Raw genomic sequence first — 24,294 nt, forward strand, 5'->3', positions numbered from 1 at the left:
GGCCGCCGCCGAGACGAGGCCGGGCGAGAATCGCGGCTGGCTGCGCGACGTGCTGCGCAATGCCTCGGCCACCCCGGCACCCGCCGCTGCGCCCCAGGCCCCACAGCCGTCCAACCTGACCAGCCTCACCGAGGAGATCGCCCGGTCGATGGACCAGGCAGCCTACGCCGAGGCCTGGCAGCGCTACCAGGCGGGCGAGCAGAACGTGTTCTCGCGCCGCATCTATACGCTGGGCGGCCAGGGCACCTATGACGAGGTCCGCAAGCGCCTGCAGCGCGATCCCGACTTCGCCGCCACGGCACGGACCTACATGGGCGAGTTCGAGCAACTGCTGCAGCGTGCCGCCGCCGGCCCCTCGCCGGCCGCCGAGGCCCGCGAATACCTGCTCTCGGAACGCGGCAGGGTCTACACCATGCTGGCCCACGCCAGCGGCCGGCTCGGGTAGGCCAGCCTGTTCGACCGCCTTGACGGCCTCGCGCAGCCCGCGGGGCCGTCTGCGTCTAAGGGGTCAGCCGGCCTTCGGCTGGCGCAGCCGTAACGACAGCCAGACGAGGCCGCCGCCGCAGGCGGCGAACACGGATGCCACCAGGTAGGCCTGCGCGCCCATCATCGCGACCAGCCAGCCGAACGCAGCCAGAGTGATGACGCTCATCCCCTGCTGCAGCACCTGGAAGAAGCTCTGCGCCTCGGCGGCTATGTCCTCGCTCGTCCAGTTGGCGATGAAATGCACGCAGCCCATGAAGCCCATGGCGAAGGTGATGGCGTGCAGCAGCTGCAGGCCGAACAGGATCTCGACACCCGGCGACAGACCCATGGCTGCCCACCTCAGGGCCGCGACCACCGACGAAAACAGGATGAGGCCGCGGGCGGAAAAGCGGCGGGCGAGGCGGCCGAAGCCGAACATGATCACCGATTCCGCCAGCGCGCCAGCGGCGATCAGCAGCCCGATGACGTCGGCCCCGATGCCCTGCTCCATCCACAGCAGCGCCGCGAAGGCGTTGAGTACCATGTGGGTCCCGAACACCATGGCCCAGCCCACCAGCGGCAGCAGGAACCACGGCCGCATCACCTGGAGAAGCCGACCGGCGGGCGCCCATCCGGCAGCCGCCTGGCGCTGGTCGCGGGCACGGAATTTCGGCAGCCCGAGCGCCAGCGCGCCGCGCAGCACGGCAAGCCCCACGAACAGCGGCAGGAAGACGGCGCCGCCAAACCAGGCGGTCGCATAGCCGGTGACGAAGATGATCGCCGTGTAGCCCACCGAGCCCCAGGCCCGGATCGCGCCGAAGTCGGTGCCATTGCGACGCGTCATGCGGATGGTCGCGGCGTCGACGACGGGGCCGATCGCGAAGACCGGGATCACCGCCAGCGCCCACACGGCGAGAATGCCCCAGAAGCCGTTGACGAAGAACAGCCCGAACGGGACGACGGCCGCCGCGACCGCGCCGGCGATGATCACCTGCCGCCAGTCGCCGGCGCGGTCGGCAAGGCGGCCGACGAGCGGATTGAGCACCAGCATGGCCAGCACCGGCACGGCATTGATGATGCCGATCTGCTCGGGGCTCATCCCCTCCTGCTGCAGCCAGATGCCGGCATAAACCGCGGCCGCGGCGTTGCTCATGAAGAAGGTGAAGTAGAAGGCGGTCGCCCGCAGCTCAGACGACATCCACGACGGCGCCCGCGGCCCGGCCCCGGGCGTGCCCGCCACCTGCCTGTCCTTCGAATTCATGAGAATGCTCCGGGTGCAGAATCCACCCGGCCGCAGGGTGCGGTCACCGCCGGCAAAAGACAAGCCGTCGCCCGCTCGGGGCGAGGAGTCGGGGGCGCGGGGTGCTACTGGCCGGGCTCGGTGGCCGGCCGGCGCGCGGCGCGCCGCGACTTGCGTGGCGGCGGCGGCTCGCTCCAGCTGATCAGCTCGAGCAGGCCCTCCTGCGTCTCGGCGATAGCCGTGCAGCTTTCCACCCAGTCCCCGGTATTGACGTAGTGGATGCCCAGCCGCTCGTGCATGTCGGCATAGTGGATGTGGCCGCAGATGACGCCGTCGACGCCGCTGTCGCGCGCCTCCAGCGACAGCGCCTCCTCGAAGCGGCCGATGACGCTCACGGCGTTCTTCACCTTGTGCTTGGCCCAGGCCGACAGCGACCAGTAGGTCAGCCCCAGGCGCCGGCGCACCCAGTTGACCACGCTGTTGATCCTGAGCGCCGAGCGGTAGGCCCAGTCGCCCACGTGCGCGAGCCACTTGGCGTGTTCGACGACCACGTCGAACTGGTCGCCATGGATGACGAGATAGGTCTTGCCGAGCGCCGTGGTGTGCACCGTGCGGTCGACGAACTCGATCTCGCCGAAATAGGTGCCCAGGTACTCGCGCAGGAATTCGTCGTGGTTGCCGGGTAGCACCACCATGCGGGTGCCGGCCCGCGCCTTGGCGAGCAGCAGTTCGACCAGGGCGTTGTATTCGTCCGGCCAGTGCCAGGTCTTGGCCAGCCGCCAGCCGTCGACGATGTCGCCGACGAGATACATGACGTCGGCCTCGTGCCAGCGCAGGAAATCGATCAACTGGCTGGCGCGGGCCTGCCGCATGCCCAGATGGACATCGGAGATGAACAGCGCGCGCACGCGCCGCACCTCCCTGACCTCGGTTGTCAATCGCGTCTGTCCTCTCCGTGCGGAACGGACCGGCCCCGGGAGGCCGGTCGGCGACACCGGCACTCTAGTGCCTGCCGCGGGCGGAAGAAACAGCACAGCGCCGGAAAGCGCAACCCGTTATCCCGCCGGAGGCGGCTGCGGACGCGGCGCGACTGCTCCCGCGAGACGCTGCTTGAGCCTGACGATCCGGTCATAACTTTCCTCGATCCGGGCCCGGAAAGAAGGGTCTTTTCCGGCTTCCGCAAGGAGGATGGCGCGGATCTCGGCGCCCAGCGTCGGGCGCGGATCGGCGGTGTTGGAAAACAGCAGCACGTCCATCCCGGCCCGGACGGCGCGGGTGACCGTCTCCTCGAGGCCAAAATGCTCGCGGATCGCGCCCATCTCGAGGTCGTCGCTGATGACGACCCCGTCGAAGCCGAGTTCGCCGCGCAGGACCCCGGTGATCCACTCCGGCGCGAGGCTCGAGGGCAGGCTCGAATACCCCGTGTGGATGAGGTGCCCAACCATGACGAAGTCGGCGAGGCCCTCCCCGATCAATTCCTTGTAGGGCAGCAGCTCGACGGGGAGCCAGGTCCGGGTGATGTCGACGAAGCCCTCGTGGCTGTCGGCGGTGCTGGAGCCGTGGCCGGGGAAATGCTTGAGCGCGGTCAGCAAGCCCGCCCGGTGGTGGGCGGCGATGAAGGCCTCGGCATAAGGCACCACCTGCCGCGCCGTGGTGCCGAAGGCCCGGCCATACCTGGCGATGATGAGGTTGGCGCTGTTGAGGTTGAGGTCGACGACCGGGCCGAAATTGACCGTGAAGCCGAGCGCGGCGACGCTCTGCGCCATCTCGGCGTAGATGCGTCCGGCGTCCTCGGGGCTGCTGGTGGCGGCGATGGTCGCCGCATTCGGGATCTCCTTGAAGCCGACCGTCGCCGTGAGCCGTTCCACCGCCCCGCCCTCCTGGTCGAGGGTGATGAAGGGGGGCAGCGCCGGCGAGGGCGCGGCGGCACGGAAGGCTGCATTCATCGCCTTCACGGCGGACAGGCTCGAGACGTTGGAGCGCAGGTACATGACGCCCCCAACCCCGCCGGCGGCAATTTCGGCGCGCAACGCCCGCACCGGCCTGGCGTCCGCCGTATCGCCGGCGAAGCCGACAAGGATCATCTGCCCCGCCATCTCCGCCAGCGACTGGGCGCCGACCGGGGCGGGCGCGAGCAGCACCGCCGCCAGCACGGCCGGGACCAGCAGTTTCAGGGGCAATGGCGGCATGTCGGGTCCTCGCAGCGATTCCGTGCGCCGACGATGCCCGGCGTTTGCGGCGAAAACAATGTGGGCGCCGGGGCCGCGCGCCGCCCTCTCTGATTCACCGTTTATGCGCCATTTTGCGCCAGCATCGGCGCCTCCAGGAGGAAGCGTACGCCATGCCCGAACTCGGCCATCACCCCGCCACCGCGGCCGAACTCGACGTCATCCACGATGCCCTGATGGCCGTGATCGACGAGTCGCCGCACTACAACCAGCGCTTCAAGCTCTACGAAAAGAGCCGCATGACAAAGCGCTTTCTCCGGGCGCTGCAGGCGCAGGATCCTTGGCATGTCATCGTTCTGACCGTGGACGGACAGCCGGGCGGCGGGCTGATCTCGGGTCCCGAGTTCGGCGCGCTGTTCCGCTACTGGAGCTGGATCTTTCCCAGCCATCGGCACACGCGGCTCGGCCTGCACGGCATGCGGGTCTTCGACGAGCACTGGGACGGGACGCGCTTCCACAAGGCCTTCACGTTCGTGCGGCCGGAAAACGAAGTGGCCCTCGCCCTTTTGCGCCGCTACGGCTACGAACAGACCTGCATCCTGCGCCAGCACATGTTCGGGCAGGACTACGCGGTGCTGGAGAAATTCTACAGCAAGACGACGGAAGGCTACGATTCCGGCATGACCATGGGGCGGCTGGGACGGGTGCGGGAACGCGTCGCCACCTTGGCTGGCGCGCTGAAGCTGCGTCGGCCGCGCTTCCGAGCCTAGGGTCGCTCCTCCTCGGCCGGCCCGCCGTCGCGCGCCAGCAGTTCGCGCAGCCTCGGCACGATCGACACGTCGATCCCGGCCGTCCGGCGCGCCGTGTGCCACAGCGCCACCGACCACACGGTTTGCGCGAGCAGTGCTGCAAGCGCGGCACCCATCAGACCCAGCGACGGCACCAGCCACAGATTGGCCGCGATCAGCGTCCCCAGGCCGAGCGCAATCGCCGGCAGCGTGGCATTGGGCCGGTCGTGGATCGACAGCACCAGCGCCGTCGGGCCAAGCAGGGCCCGCACCAGCATGCCGGCCGAGAGTACGGTCAGCGGCAGCGCCCCGGCGGCGAACTCAGGGCCGAACACCCACAACGCCACGGGCGCACCGAGGGCGACGCCAACGAACAGCACAAGGGCGAGCATGGAGGCCACCAGGTTCGCGTCCCCGACGCGGCGATGGAAGCCCTTGCGGTCCTGGCGCGCCTCGCTTTCGAAGATGTCGGGCAGGTTGACCCCGTACACCGCCGTCACGCCGAAGGTGAGGATGCCGAAAATGCGGGTACAGATGCCGAAGACCGCCAGTTCGTCGCGACCCAGCAGCCCCGACAGCAGCAGCAGGTCGAGATCGAAGAAGAAATCGGTGGCGAGGGTGATGACCACCCAGGGAAGTGCGAAACGCCACCAGCGCCTGGTCTCGCCGGGCCGTGCCGGCGTGGTCCCGGGGATGGCGCGCACCGTGCCCAGCACATAGGCGGCGTGCACCGCGGCGATCACCACGAAACCGACGGCAATCACCCAGATCATGCGCTCGAGCGCCAATTGCGGCTGCGCCGCCATGGCGGCCACCGGCACGGCCCCGATGACCAGTAGCGGCCGCGCCAGGGATTCGGCAAAATACCCGGCGTAGGGGCGCCGGAGCCCGACCATCAGCGCGCCGTTGACCAGCACCATGGCGTAGGCGAACGACATGATGCTGATGGGTAGCCAGAAATTTGCCAGCACGCGGCCGGGCCCGCCAAGCAGCCCCATGGCCTGGTGACCCAGCAACAGCAGGCCCGCGGCAACAAGGGCGACATGCGCATAGGCACGCGCTACGAACCCGCGCAGCAGCCGGCCTTCGCCCCTCGCGCCGTATTCGGCGGCGAAGTACGTGCCGATGGTCTCGAACCCGAGCGGCATGGTCACGGCGATGATGTTCACCGCCGCGATGATCAGGAGGTATTCGCCCAGCAGCTCTGCGCCCCATAGCCGCGCGATCGCGAGCTGCGCGAGAAACACCAGCCCTGCTCCGGCGACGCGGCCGGCGAAGACGATGCCGGATTGCGACAGCAACCGGCTCCTTACCTGCCTGTCGTTCACCGCGCGTGCTCCCGGGGCAGGTCGGGGCGAGCCCCGCCGGGGCGCAGTCGATCGAGCAGCCGCTGCAGCCGTTGCACGGCGCCGCGCGCCGCAAAAGCCGTCTCGCCGGCGAGCAGCGGTAACCGGTACGCCGCGAAATTGGCGGCCGGCGGCAGCGGTCGGATGTAGCCGGCACTGCCGACCATGCCCTTCTTGAACTGGTGCAGGCCGCGGAACCCGTCGGTCCCACCCAGATCGTACCAAGAGGCCGCCGTGTTGTCGCGCAGCCAGCGCATGACCTGCCAGTGCAGGAAGTAGCCCGCCCGCAGCTGCAGCCCGCGCGCGGACGTGGCTCCATACAGATAGACCGCCCGCTGCCCCGCCTTGGAAACGATGGCCCCGCTGACCACTTCCCCGGCGGCGCTGACCAGGAAAAGCTCCGGCCGCAACTGTGCGTCGGCGCGGGCGAACAGCGCCGGCACCGTCCCGTACGCTGAATAGTCGTGGAACTTTTTGCGGTCGGTCATGGCCTCGTACAGCCGGTCGAACTCGGCGAGGCGCTCCGGACCCGCCCGCTCGAAGGCCAGCCCGGCCTGCTCGGACTTTCTCAGGTGGTAGCGCCACTTCTGCTCGAGGTGGCCGCGGCGCGCCTCGTCGGAAAGGCGCAGGGCGACGATGTAGCGGTCGGGAAAGTCGAAGCCGGCGCCGCGGCGGAAGCCCCGCGCCATGAGATAGTCGTACTGCGGATTGCTCTCGCCGGGGGCGGCATGCGGCATCACCGACAGCAGCATGCGGCGTTCCCGCGCATAGCGGGCGATCAGCCCCTCAATCATGGCGGCGTAGAGGGCGCCGGCATCGGCCCTGCCCGCGTCCGCCAGCATCGGCCCCCACTTGGCGAGCGCGATGGCGCCCGTACGCAGGGGCAAGGGCTGTACCATGACGAGGCAACCGCCCACCGCCGCGCCGCCCATCGTGAACAGCAGCGGTTCGAGCGCGACATGCGGCCAGCGCCGCCGCGCGAAGCTCACGAGCTGCTCTTCGCACACGTCGGCGAAGCCGGCCACGGTGCTGTCCCAAGCGCTCTCGGCGATGCACGCGGCCGTCAACCCGGGCCCGGCCCGGCGCCGACCCGTTGCAGCGGCCCCGGCTGGGGCAGAAAGGGGCTCGGCAATCAGCGGCATGGCAATTCCTCGGCGACGGCGCCCCGAGGTTAGGCCAATTCGGTGTGCAATTCCCTAGCGTTGCCGGAACGTGGTGAAGAAGCGCGACCGGCTCGTCGCGGCCTATCCCTTGATCAGCGGGATGGCCGGCAGCGCATGCCCCAGCAGCTGGTCGCTGCCCTCGTAGAGCATCTTGACGGCGACGTAGAGGATGATCAGCAGGCCGACCCAGGCGATCCAGCGGTAGCGGTGCAGCAGGCGCGCGATGAAGGTTGCGGCGAGGCCCATCAGCACGACGGACAGCGCCAGCCCGAAGATCAGTGCCTCGAGGTGGTGCTGCGCCGCACCGGCCACCGCCAGGACGTTGTCGAGGGACATCGACACATCGGCGATGACGATCTGGGTAACCGCCTGGCGCAGCGTCTTGCGCGGCGCGCCATTGGCGATGGTGCCATCGGCGTTCAGGTCGGCGTCGGCAAGGGCCTCGGTGGCGGCGTGCTCCTCCTGTGCCGGCACCGAGAGCTCGCGGTACATCTTCCAGCACACCCACAGCAGCAGCAGGCCGCCGGCGATGAGCAGGCTGCCGCCGAGCGACAGCAATACCGTCGTGAGGAGGGCAAAGCCGATGCGCAGCACCGTGGCCGCCATGATGCCGATGAGGATGGCCCTGCGTCGCAAATCGGGCTGCAGGCCCGCGGCGGCGAGGCCGATGACGATGGCGTTGTCGCCCGCCAGAACCAGATCGATCATGATGACTTGCAGAAAGGCCGTCAGCGATGAAGGATCGAGGCCAAATGGCATTCTGCAAAATCTCCGATCAAAATGGGCGGCCGCCGGTGGCGGTTATGTAGGAGCCTGCCGGCCGCTTGTGAAGCCAGAATCGCGGATTTCTCGGCCGCGCCCTCGGGTGCGGCGCAACATTCCTTGGCCAGACATGGGCCCGGGCCTGGTAAACGCGGCCTTGCCATCCGGCACGTGCGCAAGATTTGGGCCACAAACCGGCATGACCTCACCCCAGCCCTGCCCACCTCATGCCGCATTCGAGTCGTCTGCATAGAAGGCGGCAAGGGTCGGGCGGCCCCGCCCGGCGCACCTCGTTTCGGGGGGACACGAAACTGGCAGGGCTTCTGGAGAGATTCGGACGCAGCCTTTTCGCAGCCACGCTCTTCGTCGTGGTCGGCATCGGTGCCGTCGGCGCGTTGCTGCAATGCCCATCCGGAGGTGGAGGGTTCGGCTCGTGCCTGCCCGGCATGGCTCCCGCCCAGGGTCCCGGGCGCGCCGTGGCGGCGCCCACCGCCCTTCCACCCGCTGCCACTCCCGCGAAGCCGCCTGCGTCCCGTGCATCCTCGACCGCTCGCACCATCCTCGTCGACGCGCTGATCGCCGACAGCTTCGAACGCCTGCCGGCGGAGCCCGGCACCCCACTCGCCGCTTCCGTCGCATCCGCCACCACGGTGGCAGTGGCGGAGAACGAAGCGACGGGCTCGGCCGTCACGCAGCCAGCGGCAGCGCCGGCGCTGCAGCCGCCACCGCCCGCACTGGGCCGGCAGCGGCAAGCCGCCGCCGCTCTGCCGCATGAAACGAGGCCGGCCGATGCGTCGCTGCTCGCCGCCATCGCGCGGCTGCAGGCCCGGATCAGGGAAGTACGAGAAGCCGCCGCGCCCGCCGCGCCGCCCCAGGTGGCCCCGGTCCCGGCCACTAAGCCGGCGACATTCAAGGCGGCGGCCTCCGATTCGTCGGCCGATACGAAGGTCGTCGGCGGCCAGGGCGTGACCGTCCGCTCAGGCCCCTCGACGACGAGCGGCCGGCTGTTCGCACTCGCCAACGGCCAGGAAGTCACGGTCATCGGCAAGAAGCGTGGCTGGCTGCAGATCGTCGACAAGCGCGGCCGCCGGGGCTGGGCGTACTCGCGCTACTTCAAGTCGTAGGATCCTCGGCAGGCCCCGCCGGGCCGCCCGCTGCTGCGGGGCTGGCGGCAAACGGCATTGGCCTGCAAGGCCGGTGGTGCTGCCCCTGTGCGCCCGGCTTGACTCGTGCGGACGGCGCGGACCAAGTGTGCGCGCCAACCCACGGAAGGGCATCCATGAACGTCTTCGTACTCTGCACCGGGCGCAGCGGCTCCACGACTTTCGCCAAGGCGTGCGGGCACTTCTCCAACTACACCGCGGGCCACGAGACCCGCGCCCGCATCATCGGGGCAGCCGAACGCCTGGCGTTCCCGGCGAACCATATCGAGGTGGATCACCACCTCAACCGGCAGCTCGGCGCGCTGGACGAACGCTACGGCGACAGCGCCACCTACGTGCACCTGCTGCGCGACCGGCAGGCGGTCGCGAGAAGCCTGGCACGCCTGATCGACGGCCCCCATTCCAGCGTGCGCGCCTTTGCCGCCAGCACGCTCATGCGCCCGCACCTGAAGCCCGATGAACTCCTGCCGGTGTGCCTCGACTACGTCGACACCGTGACGGCCAACATCCGGGCATTCCTGCGCGACAAGTCGCGCGTCCATACCATCCACGTGGAGGACCCCAGCGACTCCTTCGACGCCTTTGCTGTCGCGATCGGCGCCCGAGGCGATTTGGAGGCGGCCCGCCGCGAGTTGGCGACGGTCCACAACCGCAAGCGGGACGTGCCCTATGCCAGGCCGAAGAGCCCGGCGGGCCGGCTGGCGCTCGCTGTCGCGAGGCTGGTGCCCTAGAACTGGTGACGTGGCGGGAAAATGGTGGGTGCACAAGGACTCGAACCTTGGACCCGCTGATTAAGAGTCAGCTGCTCTACCATCTGAGCTATGCACCCGGTCCGGGCGGGGACATAGCAAAGCCATCCCCACCTTGTCCAGCGGGGAAACTCCCGCCGCGGCACTTTCGTGCGGCGGCGAGATTGCTAAGCTGGCGCCGGACCCTGCGCCCGACCGCACCGGCGGCCGCCCGGCGGCACAAGACAGAAAGGACGCCGCGATGGAATACGCGCAGATCGTGACCGTTTCCACGGAATGGCTGGTTGGAAACGCGCTGAACCTGGCCACGGCCCTGCTCGCGCTGGCCGCCGGGTGGTACCTGTCACGCTTCCTTTCGCGCCACGTCAGGACACTGCTGCCGCACACGAAGCGCGTCGACGACACCATAGCGCCGCTGATCTCCGAGCTCGTCCGCTACGGGATCCTCGTCGTCACCATCGTCGTGGTGCTGGGCCAGTTCGGGGTGCAGACCGCCTCCATCCTGGCGGTGCTCGGCGCGGCCGGCCTCGCCGTCGCGCTGGCCCTGCAGGGGACGCTGTCCAACATCGCCGCCGGCGTGATGATCATCTGGTTGCGCCCGTTCAACGTCGGCGAGTACATCGACGCCGAAAGCGTCACCGGCACGGTGGTCGAGATCGGGCTGTTCGCCACCCGGCTCAGGACCTATGACGGCCTGTTCGTCTTCGTTCCAAACGGGCGACTGTGGAACGCCAAAATCGTCAACTTCACCCGAGAGCGGAAGCGAATGGTCGAAACCAAAATCGGCATCGCCTACGACGCCGACCTCGCCAGGGCGCGTGAGGAACTGCTCGCCCTCGCCCGGGACCCGCGCGTGCTGGCCGATCCCGCGCCGCAGGTGTTCGTCGACAATCTTGGGTCGGTCTCGGTCGACCTGGTGCTGCGTGCCTGGGTGAAGTCGGCCGATTGGTGGCAGGCCAGCGTCGACTTCCGCGAGCGCGCCAAGCTCGCTTTCGACGCGGCCGGCATCGAGGTTCCGTACGGCAAGCTCGATTTCGGCCTGCGCCGGACGCTCTCGCCTCAGGCGTGACCGTCGAGGCCGCGGAAGGCCTCCTTGCCCCAGATGGCCTCGACCTGCCGGTTCTTGCCGCAGCCGGCGCGGTAGCGGGCATAGTGCTGCTCACGGGTGAGGCCGTTGCTCAGCAGTTCCTGCCCCTGCCAGAAGTTCTGGTGGTAGTCCTCGGCCGGCCAGAAGGTCGGGGCCATCTCGACCAGCGTGGCCACCGGCTTGCCCAGTTCCTCGGCGACCTGCGTCTTCTCGGCCTCGGCAAGCTTCAGTTCCTCCGGGGTGCCGGCATAGACCGCAGTGGTGTAGCTCTCGCCGAAATCGCAGAACTGCCCGCGCGGATCGAGCGGATCGATGAGATGGAAGAAGGTATCGAGCAGGGTGGCGTAGCTGGTGACGGCGGGATCATATTCCACCTTGACCGCCTCGCGGTGGCCGGTGGTCTCGGTGATCACCCGCTCGTAGGTGGGATTGGCAACATGCCCGCCGATATAGCCCGACACCGTGCTCACCACGCCGGGCGCGTGATCGAAATCGCTTTCGATGCTCCAGAAGCAGCCGCCGGCGAAGATCGCCGTCGCCGTCTCCCCCGCCTGCGCACCGCCGGTGGCCATCGCCCCGATCAATGCTGCCGTGATCGCCAGTCTGTTCCTATGCATCGCCCGTTCCTCGCTCGCCGGCGGGCCATCGACCCGCGTTGCAGTAGAATACGGAAGCCCGCGCCGGGATGTTACACCTGCGCGGAACAATCAATCGTGAGTACCGGGACCTGTCGCTGCAAGCCCCGGGCCGGTGCCCCCTGCTCCCCACTGGCGCTGGCGGCGGCGCCGGCTAGTATGCGGCATCCTCCCGGAATCGCCGCACCATGCCCAGGCCATCCCTCACCCCCATCGCATCCCAGCTTCCCGATACCGTCCCGTTCGTCGGCCCCGAGGCAATCGAGCGCCTGACCGGCATTCCGACGCGCGCCCGTGTCGGCGCCAACGAGAGTGCTTTCGGTCCCTCGCCCGGGGTGATCGCGGCGCTGCGGGCCGCCGCGCCGGAGGCGTGGAAGTACGGCGATCCCGAGACCTTCGAACTCAAGGCGGCGCTGGCGCGCCATCTAGGGGTCCCGGCCGGCAATATCGCCGTCGGCGAGGGCATCGACGGGCTGATGAACCTCATCGTCCGCCTCTATGTCGGCCCGGGCGATACGGTGGTGACCTCGCTCGGCGCCTATCCGACCCTCAACTACCACGTCGCCGGCTTCGGCGGCCGGCTGGTCACCGTTCCCTACCGGGCCGACCGCGAAAGCCTGGCCGACCTGCTTGCGGCGGTGCAGCGCGAAGCCCCGAAGCTGGTCTATCTGTGCAACCCCGACAACCCCATGGGCACGTGGTGGGACGCGGACGAGGTGGAGCGCTTCATCGCCGCCCTGCCCGAGACCACGATGCTGCTGCTCGACGAGGCCTATGGCGAGACCACCCCGCCGGGCACGCTCCCTGCGATCGACGTGTCGCGCCCCAACCTGCTGCGTACCCGGACCTTCTCCAAGGCCTACGGGCTCGCCGGCATGCGCTGCGGCTACGCCATCGGCGAGGCGGAGAACATCCGCGCCTTCGACCGCGTCCGCAACCATTTCGGCGTGACCCGCCTGTCGCAGGCCGCGGCCACGGCGGCGCTCGCCGACCAGGACTGGCTGCGCTCCGTGGTCGAGCAGGTGGCCGCCGGGCGTGAACGCATCGCCACGATTGCCGCCGACAACGGCCTCGAGGCGCTGCCCTCGGCCACCCATTTCGTCGCCGTCGATTGCGGCCGCGACGGCGCCTTCGCTCTGGCGGTGCTGCAGGCTCTGGGACGGCGGGGCGTGTTCGTCCGCAAGCCGATGGCCCCCGGGCTGGACCGCTGCATCCGCATCAGCGTCGGCCGCCCCGAGGATCTCGACATCGTCGCCGCCGAATTGCCGGCTGCCCTGCGCGATGCCGCCGCCACGCTGCCCTGACACCGGTGCCGGACAGCAAAACGCCCGCCGCTCGAGCGAGCGGCGGGCGCCGGGTCATGCTGGCAGAAGGGGCGATTACCTGTGACTCCGTTCCCGATACGCGCGGAAATCCAGCACGTTGCCATCGCGCGGTTCGGATCGCTTTTCGAACTCGCAGATCAATGCGATCGTCCGCTCGACGATGTTGCGCAGTTGCTGGGTTTGCGTGTCGGCGCCGCGCAGTATGGACGCGGCCTGCTCCAGATGATCGCGTGCAAGAATGAACGTGGGCTGCATCGTGTGCTCCGGAAGCGTTGGTTAAGAAGGAGGAAACACAAGTCCTTTGTGTTGGCGCCACAGTGCACGAGTCATGCCTGCGGACTCGTTGCCGGCGCCCTTTGCATTTGATTTGAATGCACGCCAACCCACTATTTCTACTCAATACGTTGAAATATAACATGAATCTGTGCGCGTACCCGTGTGCAAAACACCGTGGGAATCACGCAAGGCACGGCCTACTTTCTGCGGTGCAAGTAAAAAGGGCCGCCCGATGGCGGCCCTTCACAGTTTTGGCTCAGTATTGCTAGAGTACGGCGTGCTGTTCCATTGCACCCTGCGCCGCGGCGCCGCGCTCGATCAGCAGCCGGTTATAGGCATTCAGATAGGCCCGCGCCGACGCCATCAGAGTATCCGGCTCGGCGGCATTGCCCGAGGCGATGCGCCCGTCCATCTCGAGGCGGACATGGGCGCTGGCCTGGGCGTCGGTGCCGCCGGTCACCCCGTCCACCGCGTAGAGCACGAGGTGCGGCTCCTTGCCCACCGCCTGCTTGATGGCGTTGAAGATCGCGTCGACCGAGCCGGTGCCGTCATAGGTGACGCCGACATCGGTGCCGTCCACCGACAGCGTCAGCGTGCAGCGGTGCACCCCGCCCGTCTTTGATACCACCTCCATGTCGACCAGCCGGATCCGGTCCCCGGACGAGCCGACTTCGTCGTCGACCAGCGCCACGATGTCGGCGTCGTAGATGTGCTTCTTGCGGTCGGCGAGATCCTTGAAGCGGACGAAAGCCTCCTGGAAGGCGTTCTCGCCCAGTTCGTAGCCGAGTTCGCGCAGCTTGTCCTTGAATGCGGCGCGGCCCGAGTGCTTGCCCATGACCAGCGTGGTCTGCTTGATGCCGACGCTGGCGGGCGTCATGATCTCGTAGGTCTCGGCGTTCTTGAGCATGCCGTCCTGGTGGATGCCGCTCTCATGCGCGAAGGCGTTCTTGCCGACGATCGCCTTGTTGTACTGCACCGGGAAATTCGATGCCGCCGAGACGATCCGGCTGGCGCGGCTCAGATGCGTCGAATCGATCCCCGTGTGGAAGGGCATGGCGTCGGCACGAGTGCGGATGGCCATCACCACCTCCTCGAGCGCCGCGTTGCCGGCGCGTTCGCCCAGCCCGTTGATGGTGCATTCGATCTGCCGGGCGCCACCCTTCACCGCCGCCAGCGAGTTGGCGACCGCCAGCCCCAGATCGTCGTGGCAATGGGCCGAGAAGATGACCTGGTCCGCCCCCGGGACGCGCTCGATGATCGAGCGGAACATGCGCTCATGCTCCTCGGGAACGGCGTAGCCTACCGTGTCGGGCAGGTTGATGGTGGTCGCCCCCGCCTTGATTGCGAGTTCGACGCAGCGGGCGAGGAAATCGAGCGGCGTCCGTGTAGCGTCCATGGCGCTCCATTCGACATTGTCGATGAGATTGCGCGCCTGGGTGACCGTGGCGGTGACGATCTCCAGCACCTGCTCCTCGGTCTTCTTCATCTGGTGCGCGAGGTGAATGGGCGAGGTCGACACGAAAGTGTGGATACGCCCCTGCCTGGCGTGGCGCACGGCCTCGCCGGCGCGGGCGATATCGGCCGGAATGGCGCGGGCGAGCCCGGCGACCACGGCGCGCTTGACCTGCTTGGCCACCGCCACCACGGCGTCGAAGTCTCCGTTCGAAGCGATCGGGAAGCCGGCCTCGATGATGTCGACGCCCATCTCGTCCAGGGCCTCGGCGACCTGCAGCTTCTCCTCGAGCGTCATGGTCGCGCCGGGGCTCTGCTCGCCGTCACGCAGCGTCGTATCGAAAATGAAGACCCGGTCCTTGTTGCTCGGTTTTTCCACCAGCTGAATACTCATCTTGCTTTCCTATCGAACGGCCGGGCTGAACGCCTCGCGACCGGACAAATCCATGTTCGGCTTCAAATTCGCAATCCCCTGCCTACCCGCCCGCCTGCCGCGAGCCGCCGGTAATCAGGGGCTGATAAGAAGGAGAAGCAGGGCCGGAAGCAGCAGCAGCGCAGCCGCGATCAGCAGCCGGCTCTGCAGAGCCTCCTGCTGGCGGGCTGTAATGGCGATGGCGCGCTGGCGCTGCATGATCGGTTTCCGTTGGCGCGCGAATAGTGCGCGAAATCGGCGGCGAGCGCAAGCATCTGCTGCAAAGGAGCACCCGCCCGGCCCCGCCGGGTCAGAATGCCAGCACCGCCGAAAGCAGCACGCCGAGGAACGCCACGGCCGTGACGCGGCCGAACTGGGCGGCCCGCCGGCCGGCCTCCATATCGCCCTGCCGGGCCCGCTTTCCGTTGATTTCGGTCAGCGAAATGCTGACCAACATCACGACGATCAGTGCCATCTTGACCCAGAACCAGACATTGGGAACTTCCCAGCCGTATTCGAGCCATAGCAGCAGAGGGCCGGTCACCAGCAGCGTCGCCATGGCGAACTTGCCCACGCTGGACAAGCGGTCGGCGATCGCCATCAGCGTGCTCCGCGTCTCCGGCGTGGCCGCCGCCATCCTGCTGCCCATGATCGGCATCACCACCGGATTCGAGCCGCCGGCGACAAACGCGACGATGTGCACCCAAACCAGGATATCGACCAGGACTTCCACCGCTCGCCCCCCGATCTTCGAACTGATTCCATATCCTACCACCCCCGCCCCGCCCGGCGGAAGCGCGGCCTCGTCGCCAGGGCCCGGAAATCGGGTCGGTCAGTGCCGGCGGGGCGGCAGGGCCAATGCGGCAGCATCCACGCCGAGGACGCCGCAGATGGCCGCAACCACGACGTCGTGGTCATCCCGCTCGTGCAGCCCGGAGACCGTCGCCGCCCCAACCACGCCGACGCCCCGCACGGCAATGGGAAAGCTGCCGCCGGCCATCACGTAGTCATCCGGCGAAAGGCCCTTGTGCGGAGGGAACAGGCGCTCCTCGCCGCCGGCCTCCAGCACGAGGCGATAGGTGCTCTTGTGCAGCCGCTGCACCGTGTTGGCCTTGCGACGCACCCAGTTGGGATTGTCTGCCGTGGTGCCCGGCATGGCACAGTAGAACAGCGGCCGATCCCACAGCCGGACGTCGGCGACCAGCCCCAGCGCTTCCCGCGAGGCCCGCTCGCGGATGGCAAGGCCGATGGCAAAGGCGGTATGCTCGTCGAAGGCGGAGAATACCAGCCCGCGTTCCTGCTCGATGATCCTGGCAATGTCGTCGGCGATGCCCATGTGCTGGCCCTCCCTGTCATGCCCATCCCGGCCAAGCGCGCGCCCGGTCGACTCGGCGGAAAGATGAGCGCGCCATTCATAGCCCATTCATCGCGCCACGTGCATATGGCGCCCCCTGCAGGACGGCCGTGCCGTCGCAACCGGAGGAAACCGCCATGCCCTACCTTTCGACGCTCTTCCGTCGCTCCCCGGAGCGCCGGGCCTATTCCGACCTCATGCAGCTCGACGACCGCCTGCTGCGCGACATCGGCCTCGACCGCGCCGAGCTTCGCGCCCTGCTGGCCAAGTCGCGCGATGCCCGGGCCCGTCGGATCTTCGGGCATGAATAGGCCAGCCGCCAAAGCGGCGCCGAACTAGAGGGGTCCCGCGACAGGCGGGGCCCTTCGTGCTTTCAGGGCCTTCTGCGAGCGGGCGCCGCCGGTTATGACTAGGGAAGCCGGCGCGGACCGGCGAGGGAGGCCCGGTCATGACCACCACCCCGGAAACCGAAGACCGCAGAGCCGAAGGCGTGGCCGGTTTCACGCTGGCCGACAAGACCCCGCACCTGCCCCACCGCAGTTACGGCGAGTATCTGTCCGACAGGATCGCGGCGACCGTCGGCTCGTGGCATTTCATCATCATCCAGTCCAGCCTGCTCGTCATCTGGATGATCCTCAACGTCGTGGCCTGGGGCCAGCACTGGGACCCCTACCCCTTCATCCTGCTGAACCTGGTCCTCTCCTTCCAGGCCGCCTTCACCGCGCCCATCATCATGATGGCGCAGAACCGCCAGTCGGTGATCGACCGCTACAAGGCCCAGCTCGACTACGACGTGAACCTCAAGGCCGAACTCGACATCGAGGCGCTGCACGAAAAGATCGACCTGCTGCGCCAGGAGGACATCGGCCGCCTGATCGGCCTCATCGAAACGCTGACAGCCGAGCGCCTTGCCGACGACCGGCAGCAGGCCGCGGCGGGTGTGCCACCGCTCGACCCCGCACGGTAGCCGGCCGTGGCAGCCGTGATGAATCACAGCGATGCCGCCTACTGGAGCGAGGACGCCGCCTCGCTCTCGGCCACGCTGGGCAGCGGGCCCGCCGGACTGAGCTCGCCCGAGGCCGCCGAGCGCCTTGTCACCTTTGGCGAGAACACCGCCGAAGAAGGGGCGCGCCTCAGCGGACTGCGGCTGCTGCTGCGCCAGTTCGAGAGTCCGCTGGTGCTGATCCTGGTCTTCGCCGCCGCGTTGTCGCTGGCGCTGCGTGAATGGAGCGAGGCCATCATCATCCTCGCCATCGTGCTCGGCAGCTCGCTGCTCAGCTTCTTCCAAGAGTACCGGGCCTCCGGCGCCATCGAACAGCTGCGGCGGCGGCTGGAGCTGACGGCCCGTGTCCGCCGCGACGGGGCCGAGCAGACGGTGCCCCTGCGGACCATCGTGCCGGGCGACGTCGTGCTGCTGTCGGCCGGCAACCTCATCCCGGCCGACGGGCTCGTGCTCGAGGCCGAGGACTTCCTCGTCAGCGAGGCGACGATGACGGGCGAGTCCTTCCCCGTGGAGAAGCGCCCGGGCGTCGTGGCGCCGGAATCGCCCATCGCCGCCCGCAGCAACGCCGTCTTCCTCGGCAGCTCGGTACGCAGCGGGACTGCGACGGTGCTGGCCGTGCATACCGGCCGGCGCACCGAGTTCGGCGCCATCGCCGCACATCTGCGGGCCCGCGCCCCCGACAGCGATTTCGTGCGCGGCGTGCGCCACTTCGGCGGGCTGTTGATCCGCGTCATGGTACTCATCGTGCTGTTCGTGCTGACCATGAACGTGCTGCTGGCCCGCCCCGCCATCGAGTCGGTGCTGTTCGCCGCCGCGCTCGCCGTGGGGCTCTCCCCCGAGCTGCTGCCGGCGATCGTCAGCGTCACGCTCTCCGCCGGGGCACAGGCGATGAGCCGGCGCGGTGTCCTGGTGCACCGGCTGGACGCGATCGAAGACCTCGGCGGCATGGAGATTTTATGCACCGACAAGACGGGCACGCTCACCGAGGGAACGATGGAGCTCCGCCAGACGGTGGACGCCGCGGGCGAGCCGTCCGCGGAGGTGCGCCGGCTCGCCTTCCTCAATGCCACGTTCGAGACGGGCATCGGCAACCCGCTCGACGCCGCCATCGCCGCCGCCGGCCAGGCGGCCGGACTGACCACCGGGGGCGTCACCAAGATCGATGAGATCCCCTACGATTTCGCGCGGCGCAGGCTGACCATCGTCGTCGCCGAGAGCGAGCGCCCCGGCCGGCATCTGATCATTACCAAGGGCGCGTTCCCCGAAGTCCTCGCCATCTGTACGTCGGTCGACGCAGGCGACGCCCAGGTGCCTCTCGACGAGGGCCACCGCGCCAAGCTCGCCACCGCTTTCGAAACCGCGGGGCGGGACGGGTTCCGCGTCCTGGCGCTGGCCAGCCGCGACGTCGAGGCACGCCCTGCCTATGGCCATGCCGACGAGCAGGGCATGTGCTTCCGCGGCCTGCTGCTCTTCCACGACCCGCCCAAGGCCGACGCCGCCTCCGCCATCCGCGACCTCGCCGCCCTCGGCATCCGCACCAAGGTGATCAGCGGCGACAACCGCTACGTCACCGGCCATCTCGCGCGCACGGTCGGGCTCGATCCCGCCTCCATGCTCACCGGCGAACAGCTGGCTGCGCTGCGGGACGAAGCGCTCTGGCACCTGGCGCCGCGCACCGACCTGTTCGTGGAAATCGATCCGCAGCAGAAGGAGCGCATCGTGCGTGCCCTGCAGCGGATGGGCCACAGCGTGGGCTATCTCGGCGACGGCATCAACGACGCGCCCGCGCTGCACGCCGCCGACGTCGGCATCTCGGTCGCGGGGGCCGTGGACGTGGCGCGCGAGAGCGCCGACATAATCCTTTTGACCCCGAGCCTCGATTCGCTGCGGGCCGGCGTCGAGGATGGCCGGCGCACCTTCGCCAACACGCTCAAATACATCTCCATCACCACCAGCGCCAATTTCGGCAACATGGTCAGCATGGCGCTCGCGACGCCGTTCCTGCCCTTCCTGCCGCTGGCCGCCAAGCAGATCCTGCTCAACAACTTCCTCTCCGACATCCCCTCCATCGCCATCTCCGCCGACAATGTCGATGCCGAGCGCATCCGCCAGCCGCAGCGCTGGGACATCCAGGAGATCCAGCGCTTCATGGTGATCTTCGGGCTCGTCAGCTCGGCCTTCGACCTGTTGACATTCGCTGCCCTGCTGCTGGTCTTCCACGCCGGGGAGGCGAGCTTCCAGACGACGTGGTTCCTCATCTCGCTGCTCACCGAACTCGCGGTGGTGCTGCTCCTGCGCACGCGGCGCCCCGCCTGGCGCAGCGTGCCCGGCCCGATACTGCTGTGGTCGACGGTGGTGGTGGCGGCGGCGACCCTGGCCATCCCCTTCCTCGGCCCGGCCAGTGCCCTGTTCGCCTTCGTGCCGCTCTCCGCCGCAGAGCTGGTCGCGGTCGGCGGCATCCTCGCCGGCTACATGGCGGCGACGGAAATCGCCAAGGCCTGGTTCTACCGATCCGTCGCCGGCCACAGGCCACCGCGCCGGCGCCGCCCGCGCCGCCGGCAGAAATGAGAAAGGAGCCTCGCGGCCCCGTCCTCCCTCAGCGCGCGACCGGCGCCAGGACTTCGAGCGCCGCTTTCCTGGCCAGCGGCAACGCGCAGCGCCCGCCACAGAGGGCGAAGGCGGGGCACGCCGGCCCCTTGCATCCCTTCGGCACGCCCGGCGCCGCGGCAATGCCCGCCCTCTCTTCGGGCGACGAAGTCGTGGGGCGCCGCGCCGTCAGGCCAATAACCGTGCCCATCACGCCACCGCCGCCTGCGGCGCGAACAGCGCCTCGATGGTCTCGCGGTCCGGGCCGTGGAAGCGTCCGGCCGCCATGGACCCGAGGAGGTTGCCCAGGACCTGCCTGATCATCGGCGCCGATGTCGCCGGAAGATGCCCGGAGATGATCGTCGAGGGATCGAGCTTCTCGACATCCGCGAGGAGCGTTCCGAACCAGTTCCTGTCCGCCCAGCCCAGCCAGGGCGCGTCGATGCCCGCCCACGCCGTCTGCCCATCGCGCAGCACGTTCTCGGGAATGGCCGCGGTCTCCTCGTGCGGCGCGTCGAGCAGGGCGCCGAACGCGTCGGCGCTGAACAGCACGCGCGTCTTGGTGTCGAAGAAGCCGTTGGTCTCCGGCGCGTCGTAGATCACCGGCTTGATCGAGACGAGTTCGCGGTCGCCGACGTCGAGTCGCTGCCCGGCCTCGAGCACGTGCAGCCGGCTCATGTCGAAGTCGCCGCGGAGCCCGAACTTGGCCGCGCCCAGCCCGGCAATGACGACCTTCGCGTTCGGCGCCAGCGCCATGACCTGGTCGAGGTTGAAGACGTGGTCGAGGTCGGTGTGGCTGATCCATATCCAGCGCAGGTCCTCGGGGTCGATGACCTTCTGCAGTTCCGCAATATAGGCGTCGCTCACCCCGACCCAGCTGGTGTCGACGAGGACCGGCTCCCTGGCGTGGATGAGGTGGGCGTTGATCGGCAAGATGCCGAGGCCCGGGATCGGCGCGAAGCTGCGGAAGGAAGTGGTATCCGGCGCGACCTGGCTCGCGCCGATAAAGGCTGGTGCATCCATCGGAAAGTCTCCTGTGGCATTGCGATCGATTTCGCGATACACATATGTGCAATCGAAAATGAACCGCAGATGAATGGCTGCACAGCAGTGTTCAATGAATAAGACAGCACGGACCTACACCAAGACCAGGCGGGCGGAGCAAGAGGCGGAAACGCGCCGGCGCATCGTCGAGGCGGCGCTCGGGCTGCACACCGAAGTCGGGCCGGCGCAGACGACCATCAGCATGATCGCGGAACGCGCCGGCGTGCAGCGCCACACCGTCTATGCGCATTTTTCCGACGAGCGCGCGCTGCTGATGGCGTGCTCCGGCCTCCATATGGAGCGCGAGCCGCCGCCCTCGCCCGGGGCGTGGGCAGGTGTGAACGATCCGGCGACGAGGCTGCGGCAGGCGCTCGGCGCGCTCTACGGCTGGTATGAACGCAACGAAGCCATCACCGCCGCGGTCCTGCGCGACGCCGAGCGGCACGAACTGCTGCGGGAAATCTCGGAGCTGCGCCTGGGGACCGCCCTCGCGGCGATCGCCTCTTCGCTTGCGGGCGGGCTCGGCGCGCAGGGCAAGGCCGCCCTCGCGCTGGCGATGAGCTTTCACACCTGGCGCACGCTGATGCGCGAGGCCGGCCTCACGCCCCCAGCGGCGGTGGAGATGATGGCGGAGGCGGTGCTCGGCGCCGACGGCCAGATCGCAGCGGACCCATCCTGACGGTTCACACGGCCTTCTTTGCAGCCGCCAAGACGGAGCTACAAAACTCGCCCATGGCGCGGGCCCGACCTACGAACTCCTGTCGCTCCCTGGGGGCCAACTGCATCATCGCCTTGGAAAGGCCCGCCTCAGACGGCTCGTTTGGATGCCAAATCTGGATAAGTGTGAGGTATGTTTTGGAATTGGCACCCAAGAGGAGCGCCGCCGGATCCATTGCGCTATATTGGGTTACAGTTGGTTTCTTCATCATCTCCTCCCGGAATGCTGTATAATTACACGCGCGCGAGGCAAGAGAAGTTGATCCGCATCAAGATCGATGCGGATCAACATAACAATGCGCCGTCTAGTACTTCTGACTAGCGCACATTAAAAGAATCCCACTTAGTTCTTGCTCTTGTCGACCAGCGCACCCGCCTTGATCCACGGCATCATGCCGCGCAGCTTCTCGCCCACTTCCTCGATGGGATGTTCGTCGGCGAGGCGGCGGGTGGCCTTGAAGCGCGACGCACCGGCCTTGTATTCCTGCATCCACTCCGAGGTGAACTTGCCCGACTGGATGTCCTTCAGCACGCGCTTCATCTCGGCCTTGGTCTCCGACGTGATGATGCGCGGCCCGGAAACGTACTCGCCCCATTCCGCCGTGTTCGAAATCGAGTAGTTCATGTTGGCGATGCCGCCCTGGTAGATCAGGTCGACGATCAGCTTCACCTCGTGCAGGCACTCGAAATACGCCATCTCGGGGGCATAGCCGGCCTCGACCAGCGTCTCGAAGCCGGCGCGGATGAGCTCGACCAGGCCACCGCACAGCACCACCTGCTCGCCGAACAGGTCGGTCTCGCATTCCTCGCGGAAATTGGTCTCGATGACGCCGGAGCGGCCGCCGCCGACGCCCGAGGCATAGGCGAGCGCGATGTCGTGGGCATTGCCCGAGGCGTCCTGGTGCACGGCGATGAGGCACGGCACGCCGCCGCCCTTCAAGTACTCGCCGCGCACGGTGTGGCCCGGACCCTTGGGGGCGATCATGATGACGTCGACGGTCTTTTTCGGCTCGATCAGGTTGAAGTGGACGTTGAGGCCGTGCGCGAAGGCGAGCGCCGCGCCGTCGCGGATATTGGGCTCGATGTGCTCCTTGTAGATGTCGGCCTGCAGCTCGTCAGGAGTCAGCATCATGATGACGTCGGCCCAGCCGGCGGCCTCGGCGACGCTCATCACCTTGAGCCCCTCGCCCTCGGCCTTCCTGGCCGAGGCCGAGCCCGGACGCAGCGCCACGACCACTTCCTTGACGCCCGAGTCGCGCAGGTTGAGCGTGTGAGCGTGGCCCTGGCTGCCATAGCCGACGATGGCCACCTTCTTGTTCTTGATGATGTTGAGATCGGCATCCCGATCGTAATAAACGCGCATGGCAGTCTCCCTTGTTGGCGTTCGGGCCCGACGGGCCGGCATTCATCCCCTCCACGAATTGTCGCCACGGAGGGGGAAGGTGCCCTTGCGTGGTCGGCACGGCTTTGTGCCCGATGACATCACCCTGCCCGAGCCCGCGCACGGCAGGCCGGGCGGAGCATCATTCCCGCCGGTACAGCTGCAGGAACTGCTCGGCCGCCTGCGTGGCGTCCGCCTCGATCCGGGCCGGCGACAGCGTCAGTTCGTCCCCCAGCAGCAATCGGATCTGCACGTCGCGCACCACGAGGCCGAAGAATGTGCGGAACGCTTCCTCGGAGCTGTCGAAGCGCAGCAGCCGGGCGTCGCGGCCCGCCTCCAGCACCGGCTTCAGCCGGCGCCCCATGGCCAGCCGCCCGTTCTCGAGGACGATCTGGCCGAGGCCGGGCTTGTGCGCCCCTGCATCCGTCACCGCCAGCCGGTTGAGCGTCACCGACACCTCGCCGGCGAGCGTGCCCAGCAGGTCGCGCGCGAACTGCTCGATGCTGGCGCGCAGCGACGCCGCGTCGAGCTTGCGCCGGTCGACACGCGGCACCCTGACCTTGGCCGCCTGCCACTGCACGGTGGCCGTGAGCAGCCCGTCGCGATCGCCGAACCACTTGTACAGCGTTTCCTTGGAGCAGCTGGCCCGCCGCGCCACCGCCGTCATCGTCAGCCGGTCGCCCGCCTCCACCAGCAGGTCGAGCGCCGCCGTCAGCACCGCCTGCTGGCGGGGCGTGAAGGCATCCTCGGTGGTCCTGAGTGCAGCACTCATCGGTCGGTCGACTGTCCTGGAAACTCTACCTGCCGCGCGGCGGGGAAAATCGCTCAACCTCCGTACCGTACGTTACGGTTCGGCGCAAGTGCGTCGCCGGGCAAGGTGGATTGCCTGCCGCGGGCCTCGAGGTGCTCGGCATCCCCCAGACTAGAGGTCGCCCGCCTCGCTCTTCCCGCCATCGTCGGCCGACGGCCCCGACCTGGCGGCCGGCGGCACCGGGCTCAGCCGTGCCGCCCGGAAAGCCTGGGCAAACATCTCCTCGACGCTGGCCGGCCGCACGGGAGGCTCGTTCGTCTCCCCCGGGTCGCGGGCCGGAGGCGCGTCCGCTACGGGCGCCGCCGAAGGAGTTTCCGGGTCGCTTTCGGTTACGGATGAAACAGGCGCTGGCGGCGCGGCCGCGACT

At 68.3% G+C, this 24,294-nt stretch carries 26 protein-coding genes and 1 tRNA gene; 10 read left to right on the forward strand and 17 right to left on the reverse strand.

Annotation, left to right across the window (positions count from 1 at the left end; genetic code table 11):
• Nucleotides 1-445, forward strand: a 445-nt coding sequence (locus VGD93_RS13310) for a hypothetical protein (RefSeq protein WP_395012640.1), incomplete at its 5' end; no start/stop codon positions are given.
• Between the two features lie 63 nt (nucleotides 446-508).
• On the opposite strand, the gene VGD93_RS13315 is transcribed toward VGD93_RS13310, so the two are convergent.
• The 3 genes from VGD93_RS13315 to VGD93_RS13325 all read right to left on the reverse strand — a co-directional run bounded on the left by VGD93_RS13315 (nucleotide 509) and on the right by VGD93_RS13325 (nucleotide 3,894).
• The gene (locus VGD93_RS13315) at nucleotides 509-1,726 is read right to left on the reverse strand and encodes an MFS transporter (protein WP_395012641.1); all 1,218 of its coding nucleotides are present in this window, start codon (nucleotides 1,724-1,726) and stop codon (nucleotides 509-511) included.
• A gap of 104 nt (nucleotides 1,727-1,830) precedes the next feature.
• The gene (locus VGD93_RS13320; protein ID WP_395012642.1) at nucleotides 1,831-2,643 is read right to left on the reverse strand and encodes a UDP-2,3-diacylglucosamine diphosphatase; all 813 of its coding nucleotides are present in this window, start codon (nucleotides 2,641-2,643) and stop codon (nucleotides 1,831-1,833) included.
• A gap of 117 nt (nucleotides 2,644-2,760) precedes the next feature.
• The gene (locus VGD93_RS13325) at nucleotides 2,761-3,894 is read right to left on the reverse strand and encodes a glycoside hydrolase family 3 N-terminal domain-containing protein (protein ID WP_395012643.1); all 1,134 of its coding nucleotides are present in this window, start codon (nucleotides 3,892-3,894) and stop codon (nucleotides 2,761-2,763) included.
• Between the two features lie 152 nt (nucleotides 3,895-4,046).
• On the opposite strand from VGD93_RS13325, the gene VGD93_RS13330 reads away from it, so the two are divergent.
• A complete protein-coding gene (locus VGD93_RS13330) occupies nucleotides 4,047-4,643 on the forward strand; it encodes a hypothetical protein (protein ID WP_395012644.1) in 597 nt (198 codons plus the stop codon).
• Here VGD93_RS13330 and VGD93_RS13335 read toward each other — a convergent pair.
• The 3 genes from VGD93_RS13335 to VGD93_RS13345 form a co-directional block, all read right to left on the reverse strand.
• Nucleotides 4,640-5,989: a lipopolysaccharide biosynthesis protein gene (locus VGD93_RS13335; protein WP_395012645.1), complete on the reverse strand. Its 1,350-nt coding sequence runs from the start codon at nucleotides 5,987-5,989 to the stop codon at nucleotides 4,640-4,642. The genes VGD93_RS13330 and VGD93_RS13335 overlap by 4 nt on opposite strands.
• Nucleotides 5,986-7,032: a lipid II:glycine glycyltransferase FemX gene (locus VGD93_RS13340; RefSeq protein ID WP_395012646.1), complete on the reverse strand. Its 1,047-nt coding sequence runs from the start codon at nucleotides 7,030-7,032 to the stop codon at nucleotides 5,986-5,988. Before VGD93_RS13340 ends, VGD93_RS13335 begins: the two co-directional genes overlap by 4 nt.
• 219 nt (nucleotides 7,033-7,251) lie before the next feature.
• Nucleotides 7,252-7,929: a YjbE family putative metal transport protein gene (locus tag VGD93_RS13345; RefSeq protein WP_395012647.1), complete on the reverse strand. Its 678-nt coding sequence runs from the start codon at nucleotides 7,927-7,929 to the stop codon at nucleotides 7,252-7,254.
• 479 nt (nucleotides 7,930-8,408) lie between these two features.
• Here VGD93_RS13345 and VGD93_RS13350 point away from each other — a divergent pair, with 479 nt between their 5' ends.
• Together VGD93_RS13350 and VGD93_RS13355 are read left to right on the forward strand one after the other, a co-directional pair.
• Nucleotides 8,409-9,056: an SH3 domain-containing protein gene (locus VGD93_RS13350; RefSeq protein WP_395012648.1), complete on the forward strand. Its 648-nt coding sequence runs from the start codon at nucleotides 8,409-8,411 to the stop codon at nucleotides 9,054-9,056.
• Nucleotides 9,057-9,211: 155 nt separating this feature from the next.
• Complete coding sequence (locus tag VGD93_RS13355) at nucleotides 9,212-9,826, forward strand: hypothetical protein (protein WP_395012649.1); 615 nt, start codon at nucleotides 9,212-9,214, stop codon at nucleotides 9,824-9,826.
• 22 nt (nucleotides 9,827-9,848) lie between these two features.
• On the opposite strand, the gene VGD93_RS13360 is transcribed toward VGD93_RS13355, so the two are convergent.
• Nucleotides 9,849-9,924: transfer RNA gene (locus VGD93_RS13360), tRNA-Lys, on the reverse strand.
• A gap of 161 nt (nucleotides 9,925-10,085) precedes the next feature.
• Between VGD93_RS13360 and VGD93_RS13365 the strand changes: the two genes are divergently transcribed.
• Complete coding sequence (locus tag VGD93_RS13365; RefSeq protein WP_395012650.1) at nucleotides 10,086-10,913, forward strand: mechanosensitive ion channel family protein; 828 nt, start codon at nucleotides 10,086-10,088, stop codon at nucleotides 10,911-10,913.
• Here the strand turns inward: VGD93_RS13365 and msrA are convergent.
• Nucleotides 10,904-11,548, reverse strand: coding sequence for a peptide-methionine (S)-S-oxide reductase MsrA (gene msrA, locus VGD93_RS13370; protein WP_395012651.1), 645 nt, complete (start codon nucleotides 11,546-11,548; stop codon nucleotides 10,904-10,906). The genes VGD93_RS13365 and msrA overlap by 10 nt on opposite strands.
• Nucleotides 11,549-11,754: 206 nt before the next feature.
• Here msrA and VGD93_RS13375 point away from each other — a divergent pair, with 206 nt between their 5' ends.
• Nucleotides 11,755-12,870 (forward strand): pyridoxal phosphate-dependent aminotransferase, encoded by a 1,116-nt coding sequence (locus VGD93_RS13375; RefSeq protein WP_395012652.1) that lies wholly within the window; start codon nucleotides 11,755-11,757, stop codon nucleotides 12,868-12,870.
• A gap of 75 nt (nucleotides 12,871-12,945) precedes the next feature.
• Here the strand turns inward: VGD93_RS13375 and VGD93_RS13380 are convergent, their stop codons facing one another.
• From VGD93_RS13380 to VGD93_RS13400, 5 genes are all read right to left on the reverse strand, one after another.
• Nucleotides 12,946-13,146, reverse strand: a complete 201-nt coding sequence (locus tag VGD93_RS13380; RefSeq protein WP_395012653.1) for a hypothetical protein — start codon at nucleotides 13,144-13,146, stop codon at nucleotides 12,946-12,948.
• Between the two features lie 286 nt (nucleotides 13,147-13,432).
• Nucleotides 13,433-15,013, reverse strand: a complete 1,581-nt coding sequence (locus VGD93_RS13385) for a 2-isopropylmalate synthase (protein WP_395012654.1) — start codon at nucleotides 15,011-15,013, stop codon at nucleotides 13,433-13,435.
• A 114-nt stretch (nucleotides 15,014-15,127) separates the two neighbouring features.
• Nucleotides 15,128-15,250, reverse strand: a complete 123-nt coding sequence (locus VGD93_RS13390) for a hypothetical protein (RefSeq protein ID WP_395012655.1) — start codon at nucleotides 15,248-15,250, stop codon at nucleotides 15,128-15,130.
• A gap of 91 nt (nucleotides 15,251-15,341) precedes the next feature.
• Nucleotides 15,342-15,764 (reverse strand): hypothetical protein, encoded by a 423-nt coding sequence (locus VGD93_RS13395; protein ID WP_395012656.1) that lies wholly within the window; start codon nucleotides 15,762-15,764, stop codon nucleotides 15,342-15,344.
• Between the two features lie 99 nt (nucleotides 15,765-15,863).
• Nucleotides 15,864-16,367, reverse strand: a complete 504-nt coding sequence (locus VGD93_RS13400) for a heme-degrading domain-containing protein (protein WP_395012657.1) — start codon at nucleotides 16,365-16,367, stop codon at nucleotides 15,864-15,866.
• Nucleotides 16,368-16,522: 155 nt separating this feature from the next.
• Between VGD93_RS13400 and VGD93_RS13405 the strand changes: the two genes are divergently transcribed.
• From VGD93_RS13405 to mgtA, 3 genes are all read left to right on the forward strand, one after another.
• A complete protein-coding gene (locus tag VGD93_RS13405; protein WP_395012658.1) occupies nucleotides 16,523-16,696 on the forward strand; it encodes a DUF1127 domain-containing protein in 174 nt (57 codons plus the stop codon).
• A gap of 137 nt (nucleotides 16,697-16,833) precedes the next feature.
• Complete coding sequence (locus VGD93_RS13410) at nucleotides 16,834-17,352, forward strand: DUF1003 domain-containing protein (RefSeq protein ID WP_395012659.1); 519 nt, start codon at nucleotides 16,834-16,836, stop codon at nucleotides 17,350-17,352.
• A gap of 18 nt (nucleotides 17,353-17,370) precedes the next feature.
• Complete coding sequence (gene mgtA / locus VGD93_RS13415) at nucleotides 17,371-19,956, forward strand: magnesium-translocating P-type ATPase (protein WP_395012660.1); 2,586 nt, start codon at nucleotides 17,371-17,373, stop codon at nucleotides 19,954-19,956.
• A gap of 228 nt (nucleotides 19,957-20,184) precedes the next feature.
• Here mgtA and VGD93_RS13420 read toward each other — a convergent pair whose 3' ends face one another.
• Nucleotides 20,185-20,997, reverse strand: coding sequence for an MBL fold metallo-hydrolase (locus tag VGD93_RS13420; protein ID WP_395012661.1), 813 nt, complete (start codon nucleotides 20,995-20,997; stop codon nucleotides 20,185-20,187).
• Nucleotides 20,998-21,091: 94 nt separating this feature from the next.
• Here VGD93_RS13420 and VGD93_RS13425 point away from each other — a divergent pair, with 94 nt between their 5' ends.
• Nucleotides 21,092-21,697 carry a TetR/AcrR family transcriptional regulator gene (locus VGD93_RS13425; protein ID WP_395012662.1) on the forward strand — a complete coding sequence of 202 codons (606 nt, stop codon included), beginning with the start codon at nucleotides 21,092-21,094 and terminating at the stop codon, nucleotides 21,695-21,697.
• A 381-nt stretch (nucleotides 21,698-22,078) separates the two neighbouring features.
• Here VGD93_RS13425 and ilvC read toward each other — a convergent pair whose 3' ends face one another.
• The 3 genes from ilvC to VGD93_RS13440 all read right to left on the reverse strand — a co-directional run bounded on the left by ilvC (nucleotide 22,079) and on the right by VGD93_RS13440 (nucleotide 24,170).
• Nucleotides 22,079-23,098, reverse strand: coding sequence for a ketol-acid reductoisomerase (gene ilvC, locus VGD93_RS13430; protein WP_395012663.1), 1,020 nt, complete (start codon nucleotides 23,096-23,098; stop codon nucleotides 22,079-22,081).
• A 160-nt stretch (nucleotides 23,099-23,258) separates the two neighbouring features.
• Nucleotides 23,259-23,888: a TetR/AcrR family transcriptional regulator gene (locus tag VGD93_RS13435; RefSeq protein WP_395012664.1), complete on the reverse strand. Its 630-nt coding sequence runs from the start codon at nucleotides 23,886-23,888 to the stop codon at nucleotides 23,259-23,261.
• A gap of 150 nt (nucleotides 23,889-24,038) precedes the next feature.
• A complete protein-coding gene (locus tag VGD93_RS13440; protein ID WP_395012665.1) occupies nucleotides 24,039-24,170 on the reverse strand; it encodes a hypothetical protein in 132 nt (43 codons plus the stop codon).
• Nucleotides 24,171-24,294 lie beyond the last annotated feature (124 nt).

The sequence above is a fragment of the Devosia sp. genome (assembly GCF_036406155.1).
Lineage (GTDB): Bacteria > Pseudomonadota > Alphaproteobacteria > Rhizobiales > Devosiaceae > Devosia_A.

Excerpts from the sequence above, each read along its gene's own strand:
- VGD93_RS13315 (WP_395012641.1), bottom strand. The coding sequence starts at position 1,726 with ATGAATTCGAAGGACAGGCAGGTGGCGGGCACGCCCGGGGCCGGGCCG.
- VGD93_RS13325 (WP_395012643.1), bottom strand. The coding sequence starts at position 3,894 with ATGCCGCCATTGCCCCTGAAACTGCTGGTCCCGGCCGTGCTGGCGGCG.
- VGD93_RS13330 (WP_395012644.1), top strand. The coding sequence starts at position 4,047 with ATGCCCGAACTCGGCCATCACCCCGCCACCGCGGCCGAACTCGACGTC.
- VGD93_RS13345 (WP_395012647.1), bottom strand. The coding sequence starts at position 7,929 with ATGCCATTTGGCCTCGATCCTTCATCGCTGACGGCCTTTCTGCAAGTC.
- VGD93_RS13355 (WP_395012649.1), top strand. The coding sequence starts at position 9,212 with ATGAACGTCTTCGTACTCTGCACCGGGCGCAGCGGCTCCACGACTTTC.
- VGD93_RS13365 (WP_395012650.1), top strand. The coding sequence starts at position 10,086 with ATGGAATACGCGCAGATCGTGACCGTTTCCACGGAATGGCTGGTTGGA.
- msrA (WP_395012651.1), bottom strand. The coding sequence starts at position 11,548 with ATGCATAGGAACAGACTGGCGATCACGGCAGCATTGATCGGGGCGATG.
- VGD93_RS13375 (WP_395012652.1), top strand. The coding sequence starts at position 11,755 with ATGCCCAGGCCATCCCTCACCCCCATCGCATCCCAGCTTCCCGATACC.
- VGD93_RS13380 (WP_395012653.1), bottom strand. The coding sequence starts at position 13,146 with ATGCAGCCCACGTTCATTCTTGCACGCGATCATCTGGAGCAGGCCGCG.
- VGD93_RS13385 (WP_395012654.1), bottom strand. The coding sequence starts at position 15,013 with ATGAGTATTCAGCTGGTGGAAAAACCGAGCAACAAGGACCGGGTCTTC.
- VGD93_RS13390 (WP_395012655.1), bottom strand. The coding sequence starts at position 15,250 with ATGCAGCGCCAGCGCGCCATCGCCATTACAGCCCGCCAGCAGGAGGCT.
- VGD93_RS13400 (WP_395012657.1), bottom strand. The coding sequence starts at position 16,367 with ATGGGCATCGCCGACGACATTGCCAGGATCATCGAGCAGGAACGCGGG.
- VGD93_RS13405 (WP_395012658.1), top strand. The coding sequence starts at position 16,523 with ATGCCCTACCTTTCGACGCTCTTCCGTCGCTCCCCGGAGCGCCGGGCC.
- VGD93_RS13410 (WP_395012659.1), top strand. The coding sequence starts at position 16,834 with ATGACCACCACCCCGGAAACCGAAGACCGCAGAGCCGAAGGCGTGGCC.
- mgtA (WP_395012660.1), top strand. The coding sequence starts at position 17,371 with ATGAATCACAGCGATGCCGCCTACTGGAGCGAGGACGCCGCCTCGCTC.
- VGD93_RS13420 (WP_395012661.1), bottom strand. The coding sequence starts at position 20,997 with ATGGATGCACCAGCCTTTATCGGCGCGAGCCAGGTCGCGCCGGATACC.
- VGD93_RS13425 (WP_395012662.1), top strand. The coding sequence starts at position 21,092 with ATGAATAAGACAGCACGGACCTACACCAAGACCAGGCGGGCGGAGCAA.
- ilvC (WP_395012663.1), bottom strand. The coding sequence starts at position 23,098 with ATGCGCGTTTATTACGATCGGGATGCCGATCTCAACATCATCAAGAAC.
- VGD93_RS13435 (WP_395012664.1), bottom strand. The coding sequence starts at position 23,888 with ATGAGTGCTGCACTCAGGACCACCGAGGATGCCTTCACGCCCCGCCAG.